Origin of the sequence: Chitinophaga sp. (assembly GCF_035761305.1) — a bacterium.
Taxonomy (GTDB): Bacteria; Bacteroidota; Bacteroidia; order Chitinophagales; family Chitinophagaceae; genus Chitinophaga.
Window position 1 is genome coordinate 1 of the sequence record NZ_DASTRI010000120.1, and the last position, 25,146, is coordinate 25,146.

Consider the following 25,146-nt stretch of genomic DNA (forward strand, 5'->3'; position numbering starts at 1 on the left):
ACTTCTTTAACCCGCCCCGCTATCTGCGCCTGCTGGAAATTATACCCACGCCGCACACCGATCCGGAGGTAGTGGACTTCCTGATGCACTACGGCGATCTATACCTGGGTAAAACCACGGTGCTGTGTAAAGATACGCCTGCATTCATTGCAAACAGGATAGGGGTATTCTCTATCATGGCCATCTTTCACATTATGCAGGAAATGGGATTGGGCATAGATGAAATAGATGCGCTTACCGGTCCGGTAATAGGCCGCCCTAAATCTGCTACTTTCCGTACAGCCGATGTAGTAGGCATTGACACGCTGGTAAAAGTAGCAAAGGGCGTGGCGGAAAATTGCCCGCAGGATGAGGCGCGCGGCATATTTGAAATACCGCCCTTCCTGCAAAAAGTAGTAGAGAACAACTGGCTGGGCGATAAAACCGGCCAGGGCTTTTATAAGAAAACAAAAGGAGAGGGGGGAAAGGAAATACTTACACTGAACCTCCAAACCATGGAGTATGGCCCTAAACAGCGGCCCAAGTTTGCAAGCCTGGAAGCTGCAAAGCCCATAGAAGACCTGAAGCAGCGCATTCGTATGCTGGCGGCTGCCAGTGACAAGGCCGGCCAGTTTTACCAGCAGTTTCATGCACACCTGTTTTCGTATATCTCTCACCGTATACCCGAAATAGCAGATGACATTTACAAGGTGGATGATGCCATGAAAGCCGGCTTTGGCTGGGAAATAGGTGCTTTTGAAACCTGGGACCTCCTGGGCGTGGAAGCGGTTGCAAAGGCAATGGAAGCAAAGGGCTTTAAAGTGGCTGCCTGGGTGAAAGACATGCTCGGCAAAGGCATTAATACCTTTTACAAGGTAACCGACGGCAAAAAATATTATTACGATATAGCTACCCGGGACTATAAGCTGGTGCCTGGCGCCGGTACGTTTATCATACTGGAAAACCTCAGCAACAATATCGTTTGGAAAAACAGCGCCTGCAACCTGTACGACCTGGGCGACGGCGTAGTAGGGCTGGATTGGAAAACCAAGATGAACACCATTGGCGGTGAGGTGCTGGAAGGGGTGAACAAAGCTATTGACCGCGCGGAAAAAGATTTTCGCGGCCTGGTGATCGGGAATGACGGCGCCAACTTCTCCGCCGGCGCCAACGTAGGCATGATTTTCATGCTGGCGGCAGAGCAGGAGTATGACGAGCTGGATATGGCCGTACGCCTGTTCCAGAAAACCACTATGCGTATACGTTATTCATCTGTACCGGTGGTGCTGGCGCCGCATGCGCTTACCCTCGGCGGCGGCTGTGAAATGTGCCTGCATGCAGATAAGGTGCAGGCAGCGGCAGAGGCTTATATTGGCTTGGTTGAGCTGGGGGTGGGCTTAATCCCCGGCGGCGGCGGCACCAAGGAAATGGCTGTACGCGCCAGTGATGAATTTAAGGAAGGTCGTATTGAGGAAGAACCGCTGAAAGACCGGTTCATGACCGTGGCCATGGCCAAAGTGTCTACCTCTGCGCAGGAAGCTTATGACCTGGGCATTCTGCGCCCTGGGAAAGATGAAGTTACCATGAACCTGAACCGCCTGATAGCAGACGCCAAACGCAGTGTTATAACCCTGGCAGATGAAGGTTATACCCGCCCGCAGGAACGTAAGGATATTAAAGTACTGGGCCGTGGCGCCCTGGGCGCCCTGCTGGCAGGCATTAATTCCATGCTGTTTGGAAAATATATTTCCGGGCATGATGCAAAAATAGCCGGCAAGCTGGCGTATGTAATGTGCGGCGGCGATCTGAGCGAAACCTCCCTGGTAAGCGAACAATACCTGCTGGACCTGGAGCGCGAAGCTTTCCTGAGCCTGGCCACAGAGCGCAAAACACTGGAACGCCTGCAAAGCGTAATCAAAACCGGTAAACCAATTAGAAATTAATTTTATAGATTTACGGAAACCGTAAATCCCCATCATGTCAATTCTCACTCTCCGGAACATTTCCAAACGCTATGGACCTGTACAGGCACTGTCAGATGTCAGTTTTGAGGTACCCAAAGGCGCGGTGTTCGGTATTCTGGGACCTAACGGTAGCGGTAAAACGACACTGCTGGGTATTGTAACCGATGTGCTGAAGGCCGACAGCGGTACCTTTACCCTGCTGGATGAAGCGCCTACTGCCCGGCAAAGGCAGCATATCGGTACTTTGCTGGAAACGCCCAACTTTTACCACTACCTGTCTGCCTGGCAAAATCTGAAAGTAGCCGCCTCCATCAAACAGCAATCCGGGCAGGATATTCCCCGCGTGCTGGAAATTGCAGGGTTAACCGCCCGGCAGCATTCCCGCTTCAAAACCTACTCGCTGGGCATGAAGCAGCGGCTGGCCATTGCTGCCGCCCTCCTGGGTAACCCCGAAGTGCTGATACTGGACGAGCCTACCAATGGCCTGGACCCCGCCGGCATTGCAGAAGTGCGGGGGCTGATACAGCAGCTGGCGCAAACCGGTAAAACCATTATACTGGCCAGCCACCTGCTGGATGAGGTGGAGAAGGTGTGCAGCCATGTGGCCATCCTGCAAAAAGGTAAGCTGCTGCTGTCGGGGCCTGTAAACCAGGTGCTGGTACGGGAAGATTTTGTAGAGCTGTCATGCAGCGATAATACAAAGCTGATGGCCGCCATCAGCCGGCACCCGGCCTTTGGTCACATTATTTCCAGCCAGGAGCATTTGCAGGTAGTGTTTAAGGAGCCGGTGGACCCGGCCCTGCTGAATGCCTGGTGCGCAGACCAGGGCCTGTGGCTAAACCACCTGTATACACGAAAACAAAGCCTGGAAAAAGCTTTCCTGCAAATCACCAACAACTAATGTTTATGCTCCGACTCATACATACTGAATGGCTGAAAATAAGGCCCTACCGCGCCTTTTGGGTAATGGTAGGGCTGGCTGTAATTGTAATTCCCGCAGGCAACTACATTGCAGCGGAAATTACCAGCCAGATAGTAAGCAAAACCAAAGAGCTTATCCCGGTAGGCCCGTATGATTTTCCGCTCATATGGCAAAGCATGGCCAACGTGAACAGCTATATGACCGCGCTGTTTGCCATTCCCATGATCATACTGGTTACCAATGAGTTTACTTATAAAACCCACCGGCAGAATATTATCGATGGGTGGGAGCGGCGCGAGTTTGTAATAGCCAAGCTGTTCTGGTGGGTGGCGCTCAGCGTGCTGGCCTTTGTAACCACGGTTATTACTGCTACGGTGCTGGGCCTGGCCTACGGCACGCACCCGCTTGGCTTTGAGAATTTTGTGTACGTGTTCTATTACCTGTTGCAGGTACTGCTGTCGCTGGCCATTGCTACGCTCATAGCAGTGCTGGTGCGGCGCTCGGGCCTGGCCATTGTGTTATACCTGGGTTACATTATGATCATTGAGCAGGTGCTGGTATTGTTATTGAAGCGGAATGCAGGCGCTATCGGCAGCCTGCTGCCCCTGCAAACCGGCGATGAACTGATGCCTTTTCCCGTAATAGGTAAGCTGATAAGCACCGACCGGTATGACGACAGCGTATACCTGCTGTTGTTATGCGGGTACACCGCGTTGATGATATTCCTGGTTTTCAGGAGAATGCTGAAAACAGATTATTAACGTAAAATGTATATTATACATACTAAATTTGTAACAAGTAAAAATGTGAAAAGTGGGTACAGACGAAAGGATTATACTGGTCACTAACGATGATGGCATAACGGCGCCCGGCATAGCGGCGCTGGTAGAAGCGGTGCGTCCGCTGGGTAAGGTAGTGGTGGTGGCGCCGGATAGCCCGCAGTCGGGCAAAGGGCACGCCATAACCATAGGCATACCGCTGCGCCTGAATGAGGTAGATATTTTTGAAGGCGTAGAGGCCTGGCAATGCTCCGGTACCCCGGTAGATTGTGTGAAGCTGGCCCGCGATAAAATACTGCACCGTAAGCCGGATATTTGTGTAAGCGGCATTAACCATGGCGCCAATCACTCTATCAATATTATTTACTCCGGCACCATGTCAGCTGCTATGGAAGCTGCCATTGAAGGTATTCCCTCTATTGGTTTTTCTTACCTGGATTATAGTTTTTCGGCAGATTTTACGTTATGTAAGAAGGTAGCATACAATGTAACGGCAAAAATGCTGGAAAACAACGCGCCGCCCGGAACGCTGTTCAATGTGAACATACCTGTAGTAGAAGATGCGCATGCGTTCAAAGGCATTAAAATATGCCGGCAGGCCAATGCCAAGTATGTTGAGGCATTTGATGAGCGCCTGGACCCGCACGGAAAAAAATATTACTGGCTTACCGGTGAGTTCAAGAACATGGATCCGGGGGAAGATTCGGATGTGTGGGCGCTGGAAAACAACTATGCATCCCTGGTGCCTGTGCAGTTTGACCTTACTAATTACCGGATGAAAGAGGAGATGGAGCGCACCTGGAAGTTTTAATGCGCGTTAATATCTCTTTATGAATTATGTTATGTTAAAGAAAGACAATTTACCCCTGGGCATCGTATTAGGCTTGCTGACACCTGTTGTTGGCTTCTTCTTATATTTTCTGCTGATATCCATCAAGCAGCATATAGGGTTGGGAGAGTTCATTAATATACTTCGCACCAACCGGCAAATGATTCCCAAAGTCATCAGCATTTGCCTGCTGTTAAACGGCCTGGTATTTTACCTGTATACCCGCAAAAGAAGGGATATTACAGCCAAAGGTATTTTCCTGGTAACAATGCTGTATGCTATTACCATACTGCTGCTGAAGCTGGTGCATGGATAGCCGGCGGCCGAAGAAAACAATGGCCACTGTCAATTATGATTTGTTAATCAACAAATACCAATGTTTAATTATTAACTATTAATTATTAATTATCACCAATAACCCCGCCGCCCACAATCCGTAAATCGTATTGATAATTCGTAATTATTCTACATTTGCCGCATGAAATACTACCTTATAGCCGGCGAAGCCTCCGGAGATCTGCATGGCAGCAACCTTATCCGGCAAATAAAGGAGCTGGACACGGCAGCGGACATACGCTGCTGGGGCGGCGATCTGATGCAGCAGGCCGGCGGGTACCTGGTTAAACATTACCGCGATCTGGCCTTTATGGGATTTGTGGAAGTAGCCATGAACCTGCGCACCATTTTACGCAACATGGACCGCTGTAAGGAAGATATACAGGCATTTCAGCCCGATGTGCTGGTGTTGATCGACTATCCCGGGTTTAACCTGCGCATTGCAGAATGGGCAAAAAAGGCAGGCTACCGCATTGTATATTACATCTCCCCGCAGGTATGGGCTTGGAAAGAAAGCCGGGTAAAGAAAATAAAGGAATGTGTAGATAAAATGATATGCATACTGCCCTTTGAGCAGGATTTCTACCGTAAATGGCAGTACGAAGTAAGCTTTGTAGGGCACCCGCTGGTAGAAGTGATCAAGGCAGAAAAGGCCAAACCGGCCGATGCGCCTTTTTCAGATAAGCCCATTATTGCAATACTGCCCGGCAGCCGTAAGCAGGAAGTAAGTATAAAGCTGCCCATTATGCTTACGATGGCCAAATACTTTCCTGAATACCAGTTTGTTATAGCCCAAGCGCCCAGCCTGGACGATGAATTTATGCAGAGGCTTATTGGTCAGCACCCCAATGTAACCACCGTTAAAAACCAAACTTATTCCCTGCTGCGGCAGGCGCAGGCAGCGCTGGTTACCTCTGGTACAGCCACCCTGGAAACCGCCCTGTTTGGCGTGCCGGAAGTAGTATGCTACAAGGGCAGTCCCATCTCTTACTTTTTTGCAAAACGGCTCATTAAGGTGAAATACATATCGCTGGTAAACCTGGTAATGGATAAGCCGGTGGTAAAGGAGCTGATACAGCATCAGCTTACAGAGGAAAACCTGCTGAAGGCATTAACCCTGTTGCTCAAAGACGGGCAAACCCGCCGGCAAATGCAAACCGACTATGCGGCTTTATGGCATCGCCTGGGAGAGCGGAACGCCTCCCGCCTGGCAGCAGAAATAATATGCAGATGTGCAGGTGGGCAAATCTGCAAATGAAACAAAGCCCATTTGTCCATCATTCACCATTCATCTGCACATCCGCACATTGTTTCAGTGTCGCAATAGCCTTATGATCATGATGATCAGCGCAATAATGAACAGTAAAATGGATATACGGTTCATGCCATGCATCATGGCCACATAGCGTGTTTTGGGCGCCGATGGGTCCTTCTTGCCGATATACAGGTATCGTAGTATTTGCTGCCAGATACTTTTCATAACGCAAAGATACACGCCGGCGGGGGTAATATGGTACAGAAAACAGTTAAAGAACAGTCAGGGAATAGTACTAATATTTATTATTTTGTTCCCCGGAAACAATATCCTATTTATCACACCTTAAATAAGATTCATGCGTAAATTATGGATCATGTCAGCAGCCCTGCTGGCGTTTTTTACGGCACGTGGCCAGGAGCACAACGAGCCGCCCTATGTACCCGAAACAGACCCTGCTGTGTTACAGAAGCTGGATGAATGGGAAGACTGGAAGTTTGGCTTGCTGATGCACTGGGGGCCCTATTCCCAGTGGGGAGTAGTAGAATCATGGAGCATTTGCCCGGAAGATGAAGGCTGGACGCAGCGTAAGCCCAAGGGTATTCCTTATTACGAATACCTGCAGAAATATGAAGCGCTGGGCAAAACCTTTAACCCGGTAAAGTTCGATCCCTCCAAATGGGCAAAAGCCGCTAAAGATGCCGGCATGAAGTACCTGGTATTCACCACCAAGCACCACGATGGCTTTTGTATGTTTGATACCAAACAAACAGACTACCGCGTTACAGGCCCGCAGTGCGCTTTCAGCAACAATCCGCGGTCCAATATTGCCAAAGAAGTGTTTGACGCATTCCGGAAAGAAGGCATTCACGCCGGCGCCTATTTTTCCAAGCCCGACTGGCATACAGCGTATTACTGGTGGCCTTATTTTCCGCCCAAAGACAGGAATGTGAACTACGATATAAAAAAATATCCCGAGCGCTGGGAGCATTTTAAACAGTACACCTACAACCAGATAGAGGAGCTGATGACCGGCTATGGCAAAATAGACATCCTTTGGCTGGATGGCGGATGGGTACGTCCCCGTAAAACACAAACCAAGGAATCGCTTTCCTGGAACAAGACACAGCCGCAGGACCAGGACATTAACATGGCAGCCATTACCAAAATGGCGCGGCAGCACCAGCCGGGCCTGATAGTGGTAGACCGCAGCGTGCATGGGCCTTTTGAGAACTACCGCACACCCGAGCAACAGATCCCCGACAAGCCGCTCAGCTATCCCTGGGAAACCTGTATGACGATGGCCGGCTCCTGGTCTTATGTGCCTAACGACAAGTACAAATCCGTTAATACCATTATCCACAACCTGGTAGATATTGTGGCAAAAGGGGGCAACTATTTGCTCAATGTAGGTCCGGGTCCGGATGGTGAACTGCATGAAGCCGCCTATACTACCATGCATAATATCGGCTTGTGGATGCATGTAAACGGCGATGCCATCTACGGTACCCGTGCGGTAGCGCCTTATAAGGACGGCAAGGTTTGCTTTACCCGGAAAAAAGATGGCAGCGTATATGCTATATATTTGTTGGATGAAAATGAAAAGCTGCCGGCAGCAATTTCCTTTAAAGGCATTACGCCAGCTAAAGGCGCCAAAATGGTGATGCTGGGAACAAATGAAAAGCTGCGCTGGAAGCAGGCCGGCGATGCTGTAGAGATTAGCATACCCGCCGCTGTGCAACAAAAAGCGTGGCAGCATGCGGTAGCTATTAAAATAGATAAGGTTTCCTGATTGTTAGGAAACCTAATGATCAGAAGGGTGTTGATAATGAGAGGCAGCTGCTAAAAAAGAATATTTCATTTAGTTAATTCATTTTTAAGAGCTAGTAAAAAAATACGTGGAATAACGAATTATTAACGCGAAGGAAACAATAAATTAACAATATTGCGGATGTTACTATCCCCTGCATTGAAGTGAAGAACCTTATAATCAAAAGCTTTAACCATATCTCCATTGTTAATTTAAGATGAATCGTATCGCAAAAATACTGCTGGTTGATGATGACTACCAGTTTGGTAGCATCATCAAAAAGCATCTTGAATCTAAAGGGTTCGACATAGTACATTGTTATGATGGAGAAATAGCCTGGAAGAAATTTCAGAAGGAAGATTTTGATCTGATCCTGCTGGATATAATGATGCCTAAAAAAGACGGGTTTACGCTGGCACAGGAAATACGGAAAAAGAACGGGCTTATTCCTATTCTGTTTATTACCTCCCGCAGGCTGGACGAAGACCGTCTGGAAGGATTCCGCCTTGGTGGTGACGATTATATCACCAAACCATTCAGCATAGATGAGCTGGTGGCCAGGATGAAGGTATTCCTGAAAAGGAGCCTGCCCCGGCCCTCCAATGAGGAAAGTGAATTTACGTTGGGAAAGCTTACATTTAATGCAGAAAGCTTGGAAGTAAAAGATGAAAAGGGTGAGCGCATAGGCGTTATTACACCCAGGGAAGTAGCGCTAATTCGCTATTTCAAAGCAAATGCCAACCAAATACTAAAACGGGAAGAGATATTATTGAATGTTTGGGGGAAAGACGGCTTTTTCAGCGGCCGCAGCATGGATGTTTTTATTACCCGGATGCGTAAGCATTTTCGGGCCGATCCGCAAATACAGCTGGAAACACTGCATAACGTAGGCTTTCGCCTGAACCTTCCCCAGCCGGAAAAGGAAAATCAAAAGGAAGACAAGGATCACAAAGAGCACTAAATACCTATACACTTACATAACAGGGTTCAACCCAATCTTTATGTCATGAACTTTGAAAATGAACAACCCCGCCGACCCCGCGTGGGACAAAACCGGCCGCCTGCTCCGGGTGGTTACGGTAGTAACAGGAACAATGCCGGCGCTTACAACAGGGGCGGCCGTTTTAACCAGCAAAACAACCGGCCTGCACCTAAAAGGAAATTTCACAAACCGTCGAAGCAGGAAAGAAAGATTTATTTTATTGCACTGCTGCCCACTGCAGAAGCAGGGAAAGAGATCATTCGCCTGAAACAGGAATTTGCGGAACACTACGGCGCGCGCTTTGCGCTAAAGGTGTTGCCGCATATTACCATGCAGGTGCCTTTTACCGCCGATCCCCTGCTCGAAAAAACACTTACCGCCGGCCTGGCCGAATTTGCAGCAGGCGCCGCTCCCTTTGAAGTAACGCTGAACGGCTTCGGCACCTCCCAGTATAAGAACCAGCGGATCCTTTACATCCGGGTTGAGCAGGACGAAGCTATTATGAACATTCACCGGCAGCTGGCCGCTTTTCTGCGAAAAGAGTTTGGCTTTAGCCGTATGCTGGCCCGCGATACCTTTAAACCGCATATTACAGTCGCCTTTAACGATCTTTCCAGGGAGCAGCTGGAGGCGGCCTGGCCCGAATACGAGCAACGCCCTTTTAACATCTCCTTCAGGGTAAATAACCTCTATTTTATGCGGCATAACGGCGCCTCCTGGGAAGTGCTGCAAAAATGCCGGCTGGGCCAGCCGGTTCCGCCACCAGCAGCTAATCGTATTGCATAAAATCGTAACTTTAGTGCTGATGGAAACAGTGGCAGTTCAAAAATATAATTTAGACGAAGAACAGGAGAAAAAGGAGATCGTTCGCCATTACCGCGCATTATTAAGAGCTTTAAAGCCCAGGTTAAAAAAAGGTGACCGGGAACTGGTGCGTACCGCCTTTGAAATGGCGGCCGATGCACATAAAGACATGCGGCGTAAATCCGGGGAACCCTACATCCTGCATCCGCTGGCGGTGGCCCAGATATGCGTGGAAGAAATTGGCCTGGGCGTACGCTCGGCTATATGCGCATTATTACACGATACCGTAGAAGATACAGAGGTTACCCTGGAAGATGTGGAGCGCGAGTTCGGCAGCGAAATTGCCCACATCGTAGACGGCCTTACCAAAATATCCACTGTAATAGACTCCAGTACCAGCACCGCCCAGGCAGAGAATTTCAAGAAAATACTGCTTACCCTGGCAGATGATCCGCGCGTGATCCTGATTAAGCTGGCCGACCGCATGCACAATATGCGCACCCTGGACAGCATGAGCCGGGAAAAGCAGCTGAAAATAGCCTCCGAAACCGTATTTATCTATGCCCCGCTGGCCCACCGCCTTGGCTTGTATAACATCAAGTCCGAGATGGAGGACCTGGCCATGAAATACACCGAGCAGCAAACCTACCGGGATATTGCAAAAAGGCTCAAGGAAACCAAACGGGAGCGTACCCGGTACATTAACGAGTTTATTAAACCAATTAAGGAAGTGCTGCAGGAGGAGGGGTTTGACTTTGAGATCTATGGCCGCCCCAAATCCATCCACTCTATCTATAATAAAATCAAGACCAAAGGCGTGGCCTTTGAAGAGGTATATGACCTGTTTGCCATCCGTATTATCCTCAATTCTTCCATCGATAAGGAAAAGGCGGATTGCTGGAAAGTGTACTCCATCATCACCGACTTTTACCATCCAAGCCCCGAACGTACCCGCGACTGGTTAAGCAACCCCAAGTCAAATGGTTACGAAGCCCTGCATGTAACCGTAATGGGCCCCCAGGGTAAATGGGTGGAGGTGCAGATACGCTCCAAACGCATGAACGATTATGCGGAAAAAGGCCTGGCCGCCCACTGGCGCTATAAAGAAGGCAACCAGAGCGCTGCCAGCCAGGAGTCTAAGTTTGACCAGTGGTTTAGCCAGATACGGGAAATACTCAATAATCCCGATTCCAATACGCTCGACTTCCTGGCCGATTTCAAGAGCAATCTGTTTACCGAAGAGATCTATGTATATACGCCTAAAGGCGATCTGAAGATACTGCCTGTAGGCTCTACCGCGCTGGATTTTGCCTATGCCATACATAGCGCCATTGGCAACAAGTGTATTGGCGCCAAGGTAAACTATAAGCTGGTGCCTCTGAGCCATAAGCTGCGCAGCGGCGACCAGGTGGAGATTATTACCTCCAACAAGCAAAAGCCTTCCGAAGACTGGCTGAACTTTGTGCTCACCGCCAAAGCCAAGTCCAAGATAAAAGACGCGCTGAAAGAGGAAAAACGGCAAATAGCCATGGATGGCAAGGCCCAGCTGGAGCGCAAGCTGGATCATCTGAAAATATCCGCCAGCCAGTACAATATTAATGAGCTGGTACAGTTTTATAAACAACCTTCCCCGCTGGATTTATACTACCAGATCGCTATCAAAAATATTGATCTGAAGGAGCTGAAACAATTTAATGTGCTGGGCGATAAGCTGGAACCGCCTAAGGTGGTGAAGCTGCCGGAGCACCAGCCGGAAGATCACCTGAAGCATCAGCAGATGCCGGCTAAAAAAGATGCGGAGCTGATTATTTTCGGGGAAAGCTCAGACAAAATAGCCTATAAGCTGGCCAACTGCTGCCGCCCCATTCCGGGCGATGATGTATTTGGCTTCATAACCGCCAGCGAAGGCCTGAAAATACACCGCACCAACTGTCCCAATGCCGCACAGCTGCTTGCCAACTACGGCCACCGCGTGGTAAAAACCAAGTGGGTGAAGAACCGTGAAATATCCTTCCTTACCGGCCTGCGGATTATAGGCATGGATGATGTGGGAGTGATCCATAAGATCACCAACATTATTTCCGGGGAGCTTAAGGTGAATATTTCCGCACTTACCATTGAATCCAGGGAAGGGCTGTTTGAAGGGCTCATTAAAGTATATGTGCACGATAAGGAGGAGCTGGATGAGCTGGTAGACCGCCTGAAACGCCTGGATGGCATACAATCCGTAAACCGGCTGGAAGACTAGCGGCGCAGCCGTTGTATGTATATACATAGTAGCGCGCTACCGTAGCGCGCAAAGGTTTACAGGCGCGCAGAAAAATCTATAAATCTTCATATTTCGCCTTAATTTTGCCACTTCTTTTCTAAACTTACACAAATTATGGTAGATGTTTTGTTAGGCCTGCAATGGGGAGATGAAGGCAAGGGCAAGATTGTGGATTACTTTGCAGGTAAATATGACGTGATAGCCCGCTTCCAGGGGGGCCCCAACGCCGGTCATACTTTATACATCGGGGATCAGAAGGTGGTGCTGCATACCATCCCTTCAGGCGTGTTCCATGATAACACCGTTAACCTCATTGGCAATGGCGTGGTGCTGGACCCCGTAACCTTCCGTTTGGAATGCGAAAAGGTAACTGCACTCGGCGTAAACCTGCAGGAAAACCTGTTCATTGCAGAAAGAACACACCTGATAGTACCCACACACCGGGCGCTGGACAAAGCATCTGAAATAGCTAAAGGCAGCGAAAAAATCGGGTCCACCCTTAAAGGCATAGGCCCCGCCTATATGGATAAAACCGGCCGTAACGGCCTGCGCGTGGGCGATGTGCTGCTGCCTGATTTTAACGAGAGATATGCAAAGCTGAAAGAGAAACACCTGCACCTGCTGGCCGGCTACGATGAAGCCCGGGACGAGATTAACCAGGATATTATTAACTGGGAAAAAGACTTTTTTGCAGCCATAGAAGCGCTGAAAAAAATGAACATTGTAAACGGCGAATATTTCCTGAATAAAAAGCTGAAGGAAGGTAAGCAGGTACTGGCGGAAGGTGCGCAGGGCAGCATGCTGGACGTGGATTTTGGCACCTATCCTTTCGTAACTTCATCCAACACCATTTCTGCAGGCGTATGTACCGGTTTGGGCATTGCACCCAAATGGATAAGGGAAGTGATTGGCGTTACCAAAGCCTATTGCACCCGCGTGGGCGGCGGACCGTTCCCCACTGAGCTGCACGACGCCACCGGCGAAAAGCTGCGTGAAGTTGGCCGCGAGTTTGGCGCCACTACCGGCCGGCCCCGCCGTTGCGGATGGATTGACCTGGTAGCCCTGGATTATACCTGCATGCTGAGCGGCGTAACACAGCTGGTAATGACCAAAAGTGATGTGCTGGATGCGTTTGATGAAGTGTACGCCTGTACCGCCTACGAAGTAAATGGCGCTAAAACAAGGCAAATGCCGTTTCAGTTAACCAGCCTGGATGTAAAACCCGTATGGGAAAAATATGCCGGATGGAGTAATGAAGCTGCTGCCAACAGTAAGCAATACAGTGAGTTACCGGCCGAAATGAAAGCTTTTGTAAAGGAGGTGGAAGCATACCTGCAGGTACCTGTAAAATACGTTTCCAACGGGCCTGGCAGGGATCAGATACTGGAGCAGTAGAACTTAAAAAATTACAAAAAAAAGAGAAGAAAAAAAATTTGGCGAATAAAAAAAACTGTTAAAACTTTACGCTAACGAAATAAGTGAACCTATTATGAAACCGAGCATGATTAACGCTTCTTACATAGAGGCATGTTAGTGCGAGGTTCCATCTGGCCAATAAAAATTAAATACTATTTACAGATGAAATCGAAATCTGATAACGAAAAAGAGAACAAAAAACCTACTTCGCCCAAGCCAACCAAAGGAGCTCCCAAGGCTGCTGCCAAGCCCAAAAAAGAAGTAGACGATGAGGATGAGGAAGATGATGAGGAGGAAACTCCGAAGAAATCTGCTGCAAAAAAATCAGATAAGCCAGCCTCCAAAAGAAGCAGGAACGACGATGATGATGATGATATAGACGATGACGACGATGATATAGATGATGATGATGACGCATGGGAGAAGGGAGAAGATGAGGATTATGATCCTGACTTCGAAGAGTTTGATATGCCCAAACCTAAAGCACGCCGTGGCCGCCCGGGTAAAAAATCCAGCGATGATGACGATGACCTGGGCTTTGACGATGAGTTCAAAGACATGGACCTGTTTAACGACAGGGGCTTTGATGATGACGATGATGATTTCTAAGCGTTAAAACAAAGCATTATCAGGATATTTCACGATTTTCCAGTAGTCAATCTTAAAGTTTTTAAACAGCAAATGTTGAATTGGTCTAACCGGTTCAACATTTGTTGTTTTTTGGACAGCAATGATTATCACTCACCGTATAACCGCTATGAAGCGTTGCTCGGCGCCGGTGTGCTGGAATACATTGCATTGCCCGCCGGCAGCGCATTTGCCGCCCTTCAGCAATTTCATGATACCAGCCATGACTGGCTGTTCGGCCACCTGTCTTACGATCTGAAACAGGAAACAACCCAGCTGCTGCCGGGCAACGGCAATCCCCTTGTAACATTTAAGAATAACCGCAGCAACGGCATTGCCTTTCCCGACCTGTATTTTTTCAGGCCCCAGGTAGTGATGCTGCTGCAGGGGCAGCAGGTGCGCATAGGAGGGGAGAATTTTACCAGGCAGCAGGCCGGTGAAATTTATGAGGCCTGCCTGCAAATGCCGGCTAACATACAGCACCGGCATCATACCATTACCAGCCGGCCCCAAAGCCATTTGCCCCGCGCTGCCTACCTCAAAACCGTAAGAGCGCTGCAGGAGCATATTCACCGCGGTGATTGCTATGAGGTGAATTTTTGCCGCGACAATTTTATCTCCGGTGTTAACGTACATCCCTTAACGTTGTTTGACAGGCTGAATCGCTTGTCGCCTGCCCCCTTTGCCGCCTATTACCGCCTGGAAGACCAGTACCTGCTGTGCTCCAGCCCTGAGCGGTTCCTGCAGCAGCAGGGCCATAGCATTATTTCACAGCCCATAAAAGGCACCACCCGGCGCTTTGCGGATGCCGCGCAGGATGCGCAGGCCCGCGCCGATCTGTACCGGAGCGCCAAAGAACGTGCAGAAAATGTAATGGTGGTTGACCTGGTGCGTAATGACCTGGCGCATACCGCTACCCAGGGCAGCGTGCAGGTAGCCGAGCTGTTTGGCATATACTCCTTTGCGCATATGCATCATATGATCTCTACTGTAAAGGCTACACGGCAGGAAAATATGCCTTTCACCGCTGTAATACAGCATGCCTTTCCCATGGGCTCAATGACCGGCGCGCCTAAACTAAGGGTGATGGAGCTTATTGACCAGTATGAGCCGGTACGCCGCGGCTTATTTTCCGGGGCGCTGGGCTATATAACCCCTTCCGGCGATTTTGATCTGAATGTAGTGATACGGAGCATCCTGTACAACGCAGCCAGCCGGCATCTTTCTTTTCCTACCGGCTCCGCTATTACGTTTTACAGCAGTCCTGAAAAAGAGTGGGAGGAGTGTTTGCTGAAAGCAGAAGCCATGATGAAAGTGATCTGAAGTAATTACGAATTGGAGGCGGGGCTTGTTTGGGGGCTCGCCCCCGTTCGTAATTGATAAATTCCTAATTATCACTGCACCAGCTGCTCCATTGCCTGTTGTATGTCCGGGTAAGAAAATTGAAATTCCAGCTCCTGTATTTTCCGCGACGATACCAGGGTGCTTTTCAGTACCTCTGTGCTCATTTCGCCCACGGCCAGCTTCAGGGCAAAGGCCGGTATATGTACGGGAATAAAGCTGTTGCCTTTGGCGGCTTTTGCCATGGTCATGATCAGCTCCTTGTGCCGTACGGGCTGCGGCGCCACGGCATTAAAAATGCCGGTTAGCTGAGGGTTAACAATAGCATTAAAATACAGGCGTACCAGGTCGTGCAGGTGAATCCAGCTAACCCATTGCTCCCCGCTGCCCAATATAGTGGCAAAGCCAAACCGCAGGGGTTTATAAAACTCTTTCATGGCGCCGCCGTTACGGTTTAAGGCAATGCCGGTACGGAATATTACCACATCTTTATTCAGCTGCTGCATTTGCAGCGCGCCGGCTTCCCAGGCCTGGCAGGTGCTGCCCAGGAAATCATCGGCCGGCGGGTCGGTTTCTGTAAAAGGTGTAGCAGCGCCCGGGTTTTCCCCGTAATAGCCTGTGCCGGAGGCGCTGATGAACTTACGCACCTTGTTGGGGTGCTGTTGTAAGGTGTTGAATAACAGCTGGCTGCTTTGGGTACGGCTTTCCAGTATCTCTTTTTTGTAGGCAGCTGTCCAGCGATGGGCGCCCACATTGGCGCCGGCCAGGTGTACAATAAAATCAGCTGCCTGCACGGCAGCAATATCTATGGTTTGTTGCCGCAGGTCCCAGCGGGCATAGGTAAGCAGGCTGTTGCCGGAATTTGTGTGCGTATGTGGCTGACGGCTTAGGACGATTACATGATAACCATGTTCAGTAAGCAAGTGTGTAAGCGCTTGACCAACAAATCCCGTACCCCCGGTTATTAACACTGTTTCCATCAGGCTAAAAACGGTTCTGAATTAAAATTTTCTAAATGTACTGAATAAAAGCAAATACTGTGCTGTACACAGTTTATTATGGTTGAAACCCGTTACCGCGCTTGCAGCCGGGGTAAAACCGTATGCGCTGACGGCGTCAATAGCGCCGGCGGCATTTTAAGACCGGCCGCCGTACAAACCGATCCCCGGCCGTTGATCCGGCGGGCGCTTTTTACCCCGCCAGCGCTGATAATGCCCCGCAGGCCCCGCCCTTATTCCACTTTGCGAAACGCAAATTTTCGTGTAGGTTTGACTGTAAAATTTTCCCGGAGGTATGGCCCGTAGCCTACAACAATATAGAATGAATTTACGTTACCACATTATTTAAAACATTATACCGATGCTATACCGAATTTCTTTGCTGGCCTGCCTGATTTTTTGTGGCGGAACCCTCATGGCGCAAAAAATATCTTACTCAGAACCGGAACGGGACGATTATAAAAGCACTGAATTTGAGATTATAGGCCGGGTAGCCGGTAATATAATGGTATATAAAAGTGACCGGGGCGATAATGCGGTGTCTGTATATGATAACGCCATGCAGCTGAAACAGCGGGTAAAGCTGGATTTTTTACCCCGGAAGATCATCAGCATAGATTTTATAGCATATCCCAGCAAGGTATTCATGATTTACCAGTTCCAGCGTAAGGATGCCGTATACAGCGTATGCGCCATCATGGATCCTGAAGCTAAGTTTGAGCAGTCGCCCATTGTAATAGACTCTACCCGTATTGGCTATTATTCCAAGGAAAATAAAGTGTATTCCGTAGAATATTCAGAAGACAAAGGCCGCATACTGGTTTATAAGATTAACCAGGATAAGGAGGATAATAACGTGTTCTACACCTTCCAGTACGATAGCTCCTTTAATTTTGTGAATAACAGCCGGCTGTCGCTGCCCATGGAAAAAAAGTCTTTCCTCAGCAATTTTACCCTTACCAACGCGGGCGACTTAATATTTACAAAGCTGGAACGCACCAACAACCGGGATTATACGGTAAAAGGCGACCTGGTTATTAAAAGGTCTGCCGTAGACTCTTTTGAAATAACGCCCCTGAAGCTGGAAAACCAGCTGCTGGATGAGGTGAAGATGAAGCTGGATAATAACCAGCACCGCGCCCTTATTACGGCCTTCTATTATAAGCAGAAACGGGGCAACGTGGATGGCCTTTACATCAGCAAATTCGATTACGACCAAAACCAGCTGATCTACGAAAAGCTGGTGCCCTTTTCCAATGAGCTGAAGATGAATGCCCGGGGCGAATCCTCTACCAATGCAGCTTTCAACGACTATTTCATTCGCCGGATCATTAATACCAAAGACGGCGGTTTCCTGGTAACGGCAGAATCTTTTTATACCACCTCCCGTTACCAGCCCTGGAACCGCTGGAATTATATGTACGGCCCCTACGGCGGTATGGGTTACCCGTACTCCTACTACTATTCGCCGTACTCCCCCTGGTATTACAGCCCCTGGGGATGGAACAACTCCCAGGGCAACCGCTATCACTATGATAATGTAGCCATCCTGTCGTTTGACGATACCGGCGACCTGCAGTGGAGCAACTTTGTACGTAAAAGCCAGTTCGACGACGGGGCCGACCTGTACCTGTCGTACATGATGGTGAACATTGGCAGCGAGCTGCGTTTCCTGTATAATGAGCTGGACCGCCGCAACTATATCTTAACAGACAACAGCATACAGCCCGATGGAAAGATCAGCCGTATGCCCACGTTGCGCAACCTCGACAAAGGGTTTACCTGGATGCCCCGTTACGGGAAACAGATCAGCAGCCGCAGTGTGTTAATACCCTGCATTTACCGGAGCTATATTTGCTTTGCAAAAATTGACTTTTAATTACACCTTTGCACTGTGGTAAGATTTTTCCGCTCCGGCAATCCGCTAACGGTATTGCTGCTGTTAATATATACATTACTGGTTAAGTTTTTTTACCTGCTACATCCGTCAACCTTTATCGCCGACGGATCAGAAGGGCTTTTATATGACCTGCTGGTAAAATGGCTGCAGGCGCTGGTGGGCAAAAGCCCGCTTTTTTTTACTTCCATAGCCATTTTGCTGCTGTTCCTGCAAACCCTGCTGCTTACCCGCATTATTAACCACCATCGCCTGTTCCCGAAGGCTACCTACCTGCCGGCCATGAGCTACCTGCTGTTTACCTCCTTATGGCAGGGGTGGAATGTGTTTTCACCGGCCCTGCTGGTAAACTGCATTATGCTGTGGGTATTTGCCAGCACAACAGAGCTGTACACCCGCACATCAGCAAGGGATGTGGTGTTTAATATCGGCTTTGCCCTGGGCGTAGCCGGCCTGTTCTATTTTCCGGCTATTGTGTTTTGCGTGCTGCTGCTCATAAGCCTGCTTATTATGCGGCCTTTCCGGCTGGCAGAGTGGATTATTGCGCTGCTGGGGCTTATTTGCCCGCTGTACCTGCTGGGCACTTACTTGTTTATTACCAACCATGGGGCGTTGTTGAAAAACATACCCCGCATAGGCCTTAGCCTGCCTGTTATTAATGATTACAAGGTTTGGGGCGCCTTAATAGCAAGTGTGTTCTTTTTCGTTGTAGGATGGTTGCTGCTGCAGCGCCCGCTTATGAAAATGCTCATACAAACCCGCAAAACCTGGGCCGTGCAGATCGTGTATGTGATGGTAGCCATTGTAGTGCCGTTGTTCAATGTGCATTTTTCGCCCGACTATTGGGTATTGGCCGTTATGCCCATGTCGCTGTTCATCGGTAACGTGTACTGGACCATTACCAATGAAACCGTAGCGGGCATTATACACTTTATTACCCTGGGCTACGTAATTGTAATGCAGTATTTCAGCTGATAAGTGAATGGATTATAAGAATGATATATATATGCATCACACTATCAGCTTATTAAGCCAGCAGTGGTGTATATTGGTACAGGCGGCTATTGAAATGTGCAGGCGGCTTCCTAATTTTGCAATTTACCCGTATTATTGATTAAAGATTTTCACATGAAATTTGGTGTTGTCACCTTTCCCGGTTCTAACTGTGATCATGATATGATTGATGCCCTGCGCAACGACCTGGGACAGGAAGTAATTGAACTGTGGCATAAGGATAAAGACCTGAGCGCATTTACTACCAGGGATTGTATTGTGCTGCCGGGCGGCTTTTCCTATGGCGATTATATGCGTTGCGGCGCAATTGCCAGGTTTAGCCCTATGATGCAGAGCGTAATAGAGTTTGCCGGTAAAGGCGGCCGCGTAATAGGCGTGTGCAATGGTTTTCAGATACTGTGCGAAGCCGGCCTGCTGCCGGGCGTGCTGCTGCGTAACCAAAACCAGCAGTTCGTATGTAAAAATGTTTACCTGAAAAGTGAAAATACAGCCGCATCCCTTACCAAAGATGTAGCCGGCCGGCCGCTGATGATACCGGTAGCCCATGGCGAAGGCCGTTATTATGCAGATGATGCTACATTGGACAGCCTTTCAAAGCATAACCAGGTATTGTTCCGCTATTGCGATGAATTTGGTAATATTGTGGAACCCGCCAATCCAAACGGCGCTATCCGTAACATAGCCGGCATCTGCAATAAAGAAAGAAACGTTTTTGGCATGATGCCGCATCCGGAGCGGGCTACCAGCCGCGCTTTGGGTAATACAGACGGTCAGCTTATATTCCAGAGCCTGATCGCCAATAATTAAAACACCAGAACCAAACCAACCATTTAAAAAAAGAAAAATTGATTATGAAGAGATTGTTCATCGCACTGCTTTTATTTGCCGCACCCGTGCTGGCAAGTGCACAGATTGAAAATCCGGTAAAATGGAGCTTCGTTTCCAAAAAGATCAATGACAAAACCTATGAGCTGCATATGACAGCTACCATAGAGCCCGGCTGGCACCTGTATGCGCAGGAAGCCGGGGAAGGACCGGTACCCACCTCATTCAAATTCTCCAAAAATCCGCTGATAGTTACTACCGGCAGGGTAAAGGAAGACGGTAAACTGCACAAAGCTTTTGATAAGAACTTCGATTCAGAGCTGAAATACTACGAGAACCAGGTAAACTTTGTTCAAACCGTTACCGTAAAAGGTAAAGCGGCTACCAAAGTGAAGGGCTCCGTTGAGTTTATGGTGTGTGACGATCACCAATGCCTGCCGCCCAAGGAAATTGAGTTTGCAATAGGCGTTGGCGGAAAGTGAGCCCCTGTTTAGCAAGTCATTTGTAACTGGCAGTTTGCAGGTCAGCAAGCTGCCTTTTCTCTATTTTAAGCCCATGATAAACCACCATGAAGTACTTACTCGCTGTTTTAATATACATGCTGGGCGCCGCTGCAACCGCGCATGCCCAGGACTCCATCGCTGCTGTAGTTAAATGGCAGTATGCTGCCGAGAAAAAAGAAGACGGTAAATATGTGCTGCACCTGAAAGGCACCATTGATAAAGGCTGGCAGCTTTTTTCCACCACCATGAGCGATGATGAGCCCAATACCCGTGTGGTGCTGGACACAACCAAAGCCGGCACCGCTACCTTAACCGGCGTAACAGAGGCTGGTAAGGTAAACAGCCGGAAAGAGCCGCTGCTCGACAACATCAATATTAAATACTTTGAGAATGAGGTAGAGCTGCTGGCCACTGTGCAGCTGAAACCCGGCGCTGATAAAGTAGCCGGCAGCGTGAACTTTATGGCCATTAAAGGAGAGGAGGTGGTAGGACCGGAAGAAGTGCCGTTCAAGTTCAGCCTGGATGCAGCCGGCAACCTGGCCAGTGTGGCAGCCGGCCTGCAGGAGTCTGCCGGCGCCGCGCAGTCACTGAAGCGCAGCAGCATTACGCTGGATAACCCGGCCAACACCTGCGGCGGCATTGGACACGAAGGTAAAAAAAGCCTGTGGGGCATATTCGTACTGGGGCTGCTGGGCGGCTTTATTGCGCTGCTTACGCCCTGCGTGTTTCCTATGATACCGCTTACGGTTTCTTTCTTCACCAAAAAATCCGAAGAAAAAAGCAAGGGCGTAATGAACGCTGTTATCTACGGCTTTTTCATTTTCCTGATTTATGTGCTGTTAAGTTTGCCCTTTCATTTTCTGACTTCCTTGAACCCCGAAATACTGAATAATATATCCACCAACGTGTGGCTGAACCTGTTCTTTTTTGTGATCTTCATTGTATTTGCCATTTCTTTCTTTGGCTATTTTGAGATCACCCTGCCCAGCGGCCTTGCCAGCAAGGTAGATGCAAAAACCAGCGTAGGCGGTATTGTGGGTATTTTCTTCATGGCGCTTACATTGGCGCTGGTATCTTTTTCCTGTACCGGTCCTATACTGGGCTCATTGCTGGCAGGCTCCCTTTCAACAGATGGTGGGGCCATGCAGCTTACCATGGGCATGGCCGGTTTTGGTTTTGCGCTGGCGCTGCCCTTTGCAATTTTTGCGCTGTTCCCCGGCTGGCTGAAGTCACTGCCCAAATCCGGCGGCTGGCTTACTACTGTAAAGGTGGTGCTGGGTTTTGCCGAAGTGGCAATGGCTATCAAATTCCTTTCTAACGCCGACCTGGTGATGCACTGGGGCCTGTTGAAAAGGGAAGTGTTTTTTGCCATCTGGATCATTATAGGTTTTTGCATTGTGCTGTACCTGTTCGGTAAGATCCGTTTTCCGCACGATGCGCCGCTGAAAAAGCTGAAGCCCGGCCGTATGATAGCAGCGCTTATTTTCCTGGCGTTTACGCTGTACCTGGTACCGGGCGTTACCAATACTTCTTATGCCAACCGTGCCCTGATCAGCGGTTTCCCGCCGCCGTTATCCTACAGCATATATGGCAATGATGCCGCAAAGGGTGTGGAGGCCAATGTGGTGAACGATTATGAGAAAGCGCTGCAGCTGGCCAAAGAGCAGCATAAGCCTATACTGGTGGATTTTACCGGCTGGGCCTGTGTAAACTGCCGTAAGATGGAGGAAAATGTGTGGCCAAAAGATGAGGTAAAAACATTGATCCGGGAAGATTACATACTGGTATCGTTGTATGTGGATGACCGTAAGCTGCTGCCGGAAGATGCGCAGTTCCTGTTCACTACCGCCAACGGGCATAAGAAGGAAATAAAAACCGTGGGAGATAAGTTTGCCACCATGCAAACAGAGAATTTTTCCAACAACTCCCAACCTTTTTATGTGTTAATCAGCCCGGATGAAAAGCTGCTCACCCGCCCGGTTGGCTATACGCCGGATGCCAAGGCTTATGCCAGCTGGCTCAAATGCGGGCTGGAGGCCTTTAAAAGCACCAGTGGCGCTATCGGGAAAAAGTAAGTGTAACATATTGCTGATATAAAGAGAAAGAGGCGGTGCTGAAATTTCAGACCGCCTCTTTCTATACCAGGTATTTAAAAGAGAATGCGTTAGGTAGGTTTATCCCGTCCTAAAACGCAAATCCCAACAGCTCGTTTGCCGCAATCTTCTGCTGCTGGCCGGTTTGCAGGTTTTTAATGCTCAGCGTATTTTCCTGCAGCTCTGTTTCGCCAATGATCACCACAAATGGAATACCCCGTTTATCGGCATACTTCATTTGCTTATCCATTTTGGCCGGCTCGTGAAAAACCTCTGCCGCAATGCCTTTGTCGCGCAGCTGCATTACATGGTTAAAAGCAACGGGTAAGGCGGCTTCGCCCAGGTTCAGGAACAGCACTTTGGTGCCCTGTTGCGCAGTAGCAGGAAACAGCTGCAGCTCTTCCAGCACATCGTAAATACGGTCTACCCCAAACGAAATGCCCACACCGGATAATCCCGGCAGGCCAAACAGCCCGGTAAGATCATCATAACGGCCGCCGCCGCCAATGCTGCCCATTTTTACTGCAGCCGGCGCCTTAGCCTCTACGATCAAGCCGGTATAATAATTTAGCCCGCGCGCAAGGGTTACGTCTACAACCGGTTCGCTTTGAAAACCTCCTAACCCGCTGGTCAGCACAAAGGTTAATTCTTCAATGCCTTTTTGCGCTGTAGCAGAGCCCTGCAACAGTACTTGCAACTGCTGCAGCTTTTCATGGTTGTTGCCCTCAATCCGCAGAAAGTTGTTGATGATGTCTACCTCCTGCCGGGAAAGGCCGCGGGCCAGCAATTCCTCATTCACCCCGGCTTCGCCTATCTTGTCTAATTTATCAATGGCAATGGTAATATCCGTCAGCAGCTCGGGCTTACCTATTTTCTCCGCCAGGCCGCTTAATATTTTCCGGTTGTTAACCCGCACTTCGTAGCCCTGCATGCCCAGCTTTGTAAATACGCGGTCGTATATCATCAGCAGCTCCACTTCATTCAGCAGGGAGTTGCTGCCCACCACATCCGCATCGCACTGGTAAAACTCGCGGTAGCGGCCTTTCTGCGGCCGGTCGGCCCGCCATACGGGCTGCATCTGGTAGCGTTTGAAGGGCAGGGCCAGCTCGTGCTGGCTCATTACCACGTAACGGGCAAAGGGAATGGTGAGGTCATAGCGCAGCGCTTTTTCGCAGATCAGGGTGGCCAGCTCGCGGCTGTCCTTTGCCTGCTGGGCGCGGCCAAGTATATCGCCATTGTCCAGGATCTTAAAAATCAGCTTATCACCTTCTTCCCCGTATTTGCCGGTAAGTGTGCTGAGGTTTTCCATGGCTGGCGTTTCCAGCGGCTGAAAGCCGAACAGCTCAAACGTTTCACGGATGGTCTGAAAAATATATTGCCGTTTCTTCACCACCGCCGGCCCAAAATCGCGGGTGCCTTTGGGAATGCTGGGTTTTATCATGGAATGAATAATTAAGAATTAAGAATTAATTGCCGTGGGCAGCACTGGTTGCCGCTTGTTGAATAATCCGCTCACAGGCTGCATATATCATATTATATACCGGTTCAAAAAGCGCATCGTCATACCAGGGGTCGGGCACTTCCTGCTGGTTGGCCAGCAGCAGCTGTACCTTTTGCTGCTGCGCTTTGCTGTGGGCTTTGCGCAGCACATCGCGGTAGTTGTCCAGGTCCATTACATAAATGTGGTCAAACCGCTCAAAGTCGGCCACACTGAACTGCCGGCCACGGAGCCCCGAAATATCCACCCCATGCCGGCGCGCCACCTTAACGGAGCGGTGGTCCGGCGGGTCGCCGATATGCCAGCTGCCGGTACCTGCGGAATCTATTTCCCAATTTAACCCATGTTGTTGCGCCAGGTGCCTCAAAATGCCCTCTGCCAGCGGCGAGCGGCAAATATTGCCCAGGCATACCATTAATATTTTCATATGAAAGCCGGTTTGGCCGGGACCGCAAACCTACAAGATTTTGCGGGAAGTGCATATATGGAAAATAAGGCCCCGCTGCATCTATTTACCAAATGGTTCCTGCAAAACCGCTGAGGTCAGCAAAACCTTAACTATCTCATTAACAATTGATAAATATATTATCAATAAATAAGGCGATAAAAAAGTTTATACCTGCAAAAGCAGCAGCACTGGCCATTTGACCACTTAGGGCCGGCAAGTTTTAACATTTTACTGCGCCCAAATGTATGAGATTAAAAAAATAATTTTTGTATAATTGTAACTTACTAACAATGCTAATGCAACAGGAAAGATCAAGTCGAAGGCGGATACAAGTAGCTTACCGCCCATTGGGGGAATTGTTGAGAGGTATATTTTTTCTGCTCTTTGGATTATTCGCCTTTTTTGCTGAAAAGCTGGGCTGGGGTGACTTTCAGTTATCTCCCACGGTTATGAACATTTTTGGTGCAGTACTGGTGGCGTATGGGTTATTTCGTGTATACAGGGGTGTAAAACACTTATTTTTTAATAAACGAACAGAAGAAAACTAACCGGAGGAG

Annotated in this window: 22 protein-coding genes; 18 read left to right on the plus strand and 4 right to left on the minus strand. The window is 49.1% G+C overall.

Features of this window, described 5'->3' with window-relative positions:
• From VFS25_RS10240 to lpxB, 6 genes are all read left to right on the plus strand, one after another.
• A partial coding sequence (locus VFS25_RS10240; protein ID WP_326462040.1) for a 3-hydroxyacyl-CoA dehydrogenase family protein occupies window positions 1–1,922 on the plus strand: 1,922 nt, incomplete at its 5' end.
• 34 nt (window positions 1,923–1,956) lie between these two features.
• A complete protein-coding gene (locus VFS25_RS10245; RefSeq protein ID WP_326462041.1) occupies window positions 1,957–2,844 on the plus strand; it encodes an ABC transporter ATP-binding protein in 888 nt (295 codons plus the stop codon).
• Window positions 2,845–2,849: 5 nt separating this feature from the next.
• A complete protein-coding gene (locus VFS25_RS10250) occupies window positions 2,850–3,626 on the plus strand; it encodes an ABC transporter permease (protein ID WP_326462042.1) in 777 nt (258 codons plus the stop codon).
• Window positions 3,627–3,678: 52 nt separating this feature from the next.
• The gene (surE, locus tag VFS25_RS10255; RefSeq protein WP_326462043.1) at window positions 3,679–4,455 is read left to right on the plus strand and encodes a 5'/3'-nucleotidase SurE; all 777 of its coding nucleotides are present in this window, start codon (window positions 3,679–3,681) and stop codon (window positions 4,453–4,455) included.
• Window positions 4,456–4,474: 19 nt separating this feature from the next.
• Window positions 4,475–4,789, plus strand: a complete 315-nt coding sequence (locus tag VFS25_RS10260) for a hypothetical protein (protein ID WP_326462044.1) — start codon at window positions 4,475–4,477, stop codon at window positions 4,787–4,789.
• Between the two features lie 162 nt (window positions 4,790–4,951).
• On the plus strand, window positions 4,952–6,067 hold the full coding sequence (gene lpxB, locus VFS25_RS10265; protein ID WP_326462045.1) for a lipid-A-disaccharide synthase: 1,116 nt from the start codon (window positions 4,952–4,954) through the stop codon (window positions 6,065–6,067).
• Window positions 6,068–6,121: 54 nt separating this feature from the next.
• On the opposite strand, the gene VFS25_RS10270 is transcribed toward lpxB, so the two are convergent.
• Window positions 6,122–6,289, minus strand: a complete 168-nt coding sequence (locus tag VFS25_RS10270) for a DUF6728 family protein (RefSeq protein WP_326462046.1) — start codon at window positions 6,287–6,289, stop codon at window positions 6,122–6,124.
• 133 nt (window positions 6,290–6,422) lie between these two features.
• On the opposite strand from VFS25_RS10270, the gene VFS25_RS10275 reads away from it, so the two are divergent.
• The 7 genes from VFS25_RS10275 to VFS25_RS10305 all read left to right on the plus strand — a co-directional run bounded on the left by VFS25_RS10275 (window position 6,423) and on the right by VFS25_RS10305 (window position 15,295).
• Entirely contained in the window at window positions 6,423–7,856 is a 1,434-nt protein-coding gene (locus VFS25_RS10275) for an alpha-L-fucosidase (protein WP_326462047.1), read from the plus strand.
• Between the two features lie 235 nt (window positions 7,857–8,091).
• Window positions 8,092–8,835: a response regulator transcription factor gene (locus VFS25_RS10280; RefSeq protein WP_326462048.1), complete on the plus strand. Its 744-nt coding sequence runs from the start codon at window positions 8,092–8,094 to the stop codon at window positions 8,833–8,835.
• Between the two features lie 45 nt (window positions 8,836–8,880).
• A complete protein-coding gene (locus tag VFS25_RS10285; RefSeq protein WP_326462049.1) occupies window positions 8,881–9,642 on the plus strand; it encodes a 2'-5' RNA ligase family protein in 762 nt (253 codons plus the stop codon).
• Window positions 9,643–9,661: 19 nt separating this feature from the next.
• Window positions 9,662–11,908: a RelA/SpoT family protein gene (locus VFS25_RS10290; protein WP_326462050.1), complete on the plus strand. Its 2,247-nt coding sequence runs from the start codon at window positions 9,662–9,664 to the stop codon at window positions 11,906–11,908.
• Between the two features lie 135 nt (window positions 11,909–12,043).
• Window positions 12,044–13,324 (plus strand): adenylosuccinate synthase, encoded by a 1,281-nt coding sequence (locus tag VFS25_RS10295; protein ID WP_326462051.1) that lies wholly within the window; start codon window positions 12,044–12,046, stop codon window positions 13,322–13,324.
• A 183-nt stretch (window positions 13,325–13,507) separates the two neighbouring features.
• Window positions 13,508–13,954 carry a hypothetical protein gene (locus tag VFS25_RS10300; protein ID WP_326462052.1) on the plus strand — a complete coding sequence of 149 codons (447 nt, stop codon included), beginning with the start codon at window positions 13,508–13,510 and terminating at the stop codon, window positions 13,952–13,954.
• Window positions 13,955–14,065: 111 nt separating this feature from the next.
• A complete protein-coding gene (locus tag VFS25_RS10305; RefSeq protein ID WP_326462053.1) occupies window positions 14,066–15,295 on the plus strand; it encodes an anthranilate synthase component I family protein in 1,230 nt (409 codons plus the stop codon).
• A 71-nt stretch (window positions 15,296–15,366) separates the two neighbouring features.
• Here VFS25_RS10305 and VFS25_RS10310 read toward each other — a convergent pair whose 3' ends face one another.
• The gene (locus VFS25_RS10310; protein WP_326462054.1) at window positions 15,367–16,293 is read right to left on the minus strand and encodes a TIGR01777 family oxidoreductase; all 927 of its coding nucleotides are present in this window, start codon (window positions 16,291–16,293) and stop codon (window positions 15,367–15,369) included.
• 379 nt (window positions 16,294–16,672) lie between these two features.
• Here VFS25_RS10310 and VFS25_RS10315 point away from each other — a divergent pair, with 379 nt between their 5' ends.
• The 5 genes from VFS25_RS10315 to VFS25_RS10335 all read left to right on the plus strand — a co-directional run bounded on the left by VFS25_RS10315 (window position 16,673) and on the right by VFS25_RS10335 (window position 22,625).
• A complete protein-coding gene (locus tag VFS25_RS10315) occupies window positions 16,673–18,190 on the plus strand; it encodes a hypothetical protein (RefSeq protein ID WP_326462055.1) in 1,518 nt (505 codons plus the stop codon).
• Window positions 18,191–18,205: 15 nt separating this feature from the next.
• Entirely contained in the window at window positions 18,206–19,183 is a 978-nt protein-coding gene (locus VFS25_RS10320) for a hypothetical protein (RefSeq protein WP_326462056.1), read from the plus strand.
• A gap of 153 nt (window positions 19,184–19,336) precedes the next feature.
• A complete protein-coding gene (gene purQ, locus VFS25_RS10325) occupies window positions 19,337–20,029 on the plus strand; it encodes a phosphoribosylformylglycinamidine synthase subunit PurQ (protein WP_326462057.1) in 693 nt (230 codons plus the stop codon).
• Between the two features lie 44 nt (window positions 20,030–20,073).
• Window positions 20,074–20,529 (plus strand): protein-disulfide reductase DsbD domain-containing protein, encoded by a 456-nt coding sequence (locus tag VFS25_RS10330; protein ID WP_326462058.1) that lies wholly within the window; start codon window positions 20,074–20,076, stop codon window positions 20,527–20,529.
• Between the two features lie 86 nt (window positions 20,530–20,615).
• A complete protein-coding gene (locus VFS25_RS10335; protein ID WP_326462059.1) occupies window positions 20,616–22,625 on the plus strand; it encodes a protein-disulfide reductase DsbD family protein in 2,010 nt (669 codons plus the stop codon).
• 109 nt (window positions 22,626–22,734) lie between these two features.
• Here the strand turns inward: VFS25_RS10335 and hisS are convergent, their stop codons facing one another.
• Together hisS and VFS25_RS10345 are read right to left on the minus strand one after the other, a co-directional pair.
• Entirely contained in the window at window positions 22,735–24,084 is a 1,350-nt protein-coding gene (gene hisS / locus VFS25_RS10340) for a histidine--tRNA ligase (protein WP_326462060.1), read from the minus strand.
• A gap of 25 nt (window positions 24,085–24,109) precedes the next feature.
• A complete protein-coding gene (locus tag VFS25_RS10345) occupies window positions 24,110–24,568 on the minus strand; it encodes a low molecular weight protein-tyrosine-phosphatase (RefSeq protein WP_326462061.1) in 459 nt (152 codons plus the stop codon).
• Window positions 24,569–25,146: the final 578 nt, after the last annotated feature.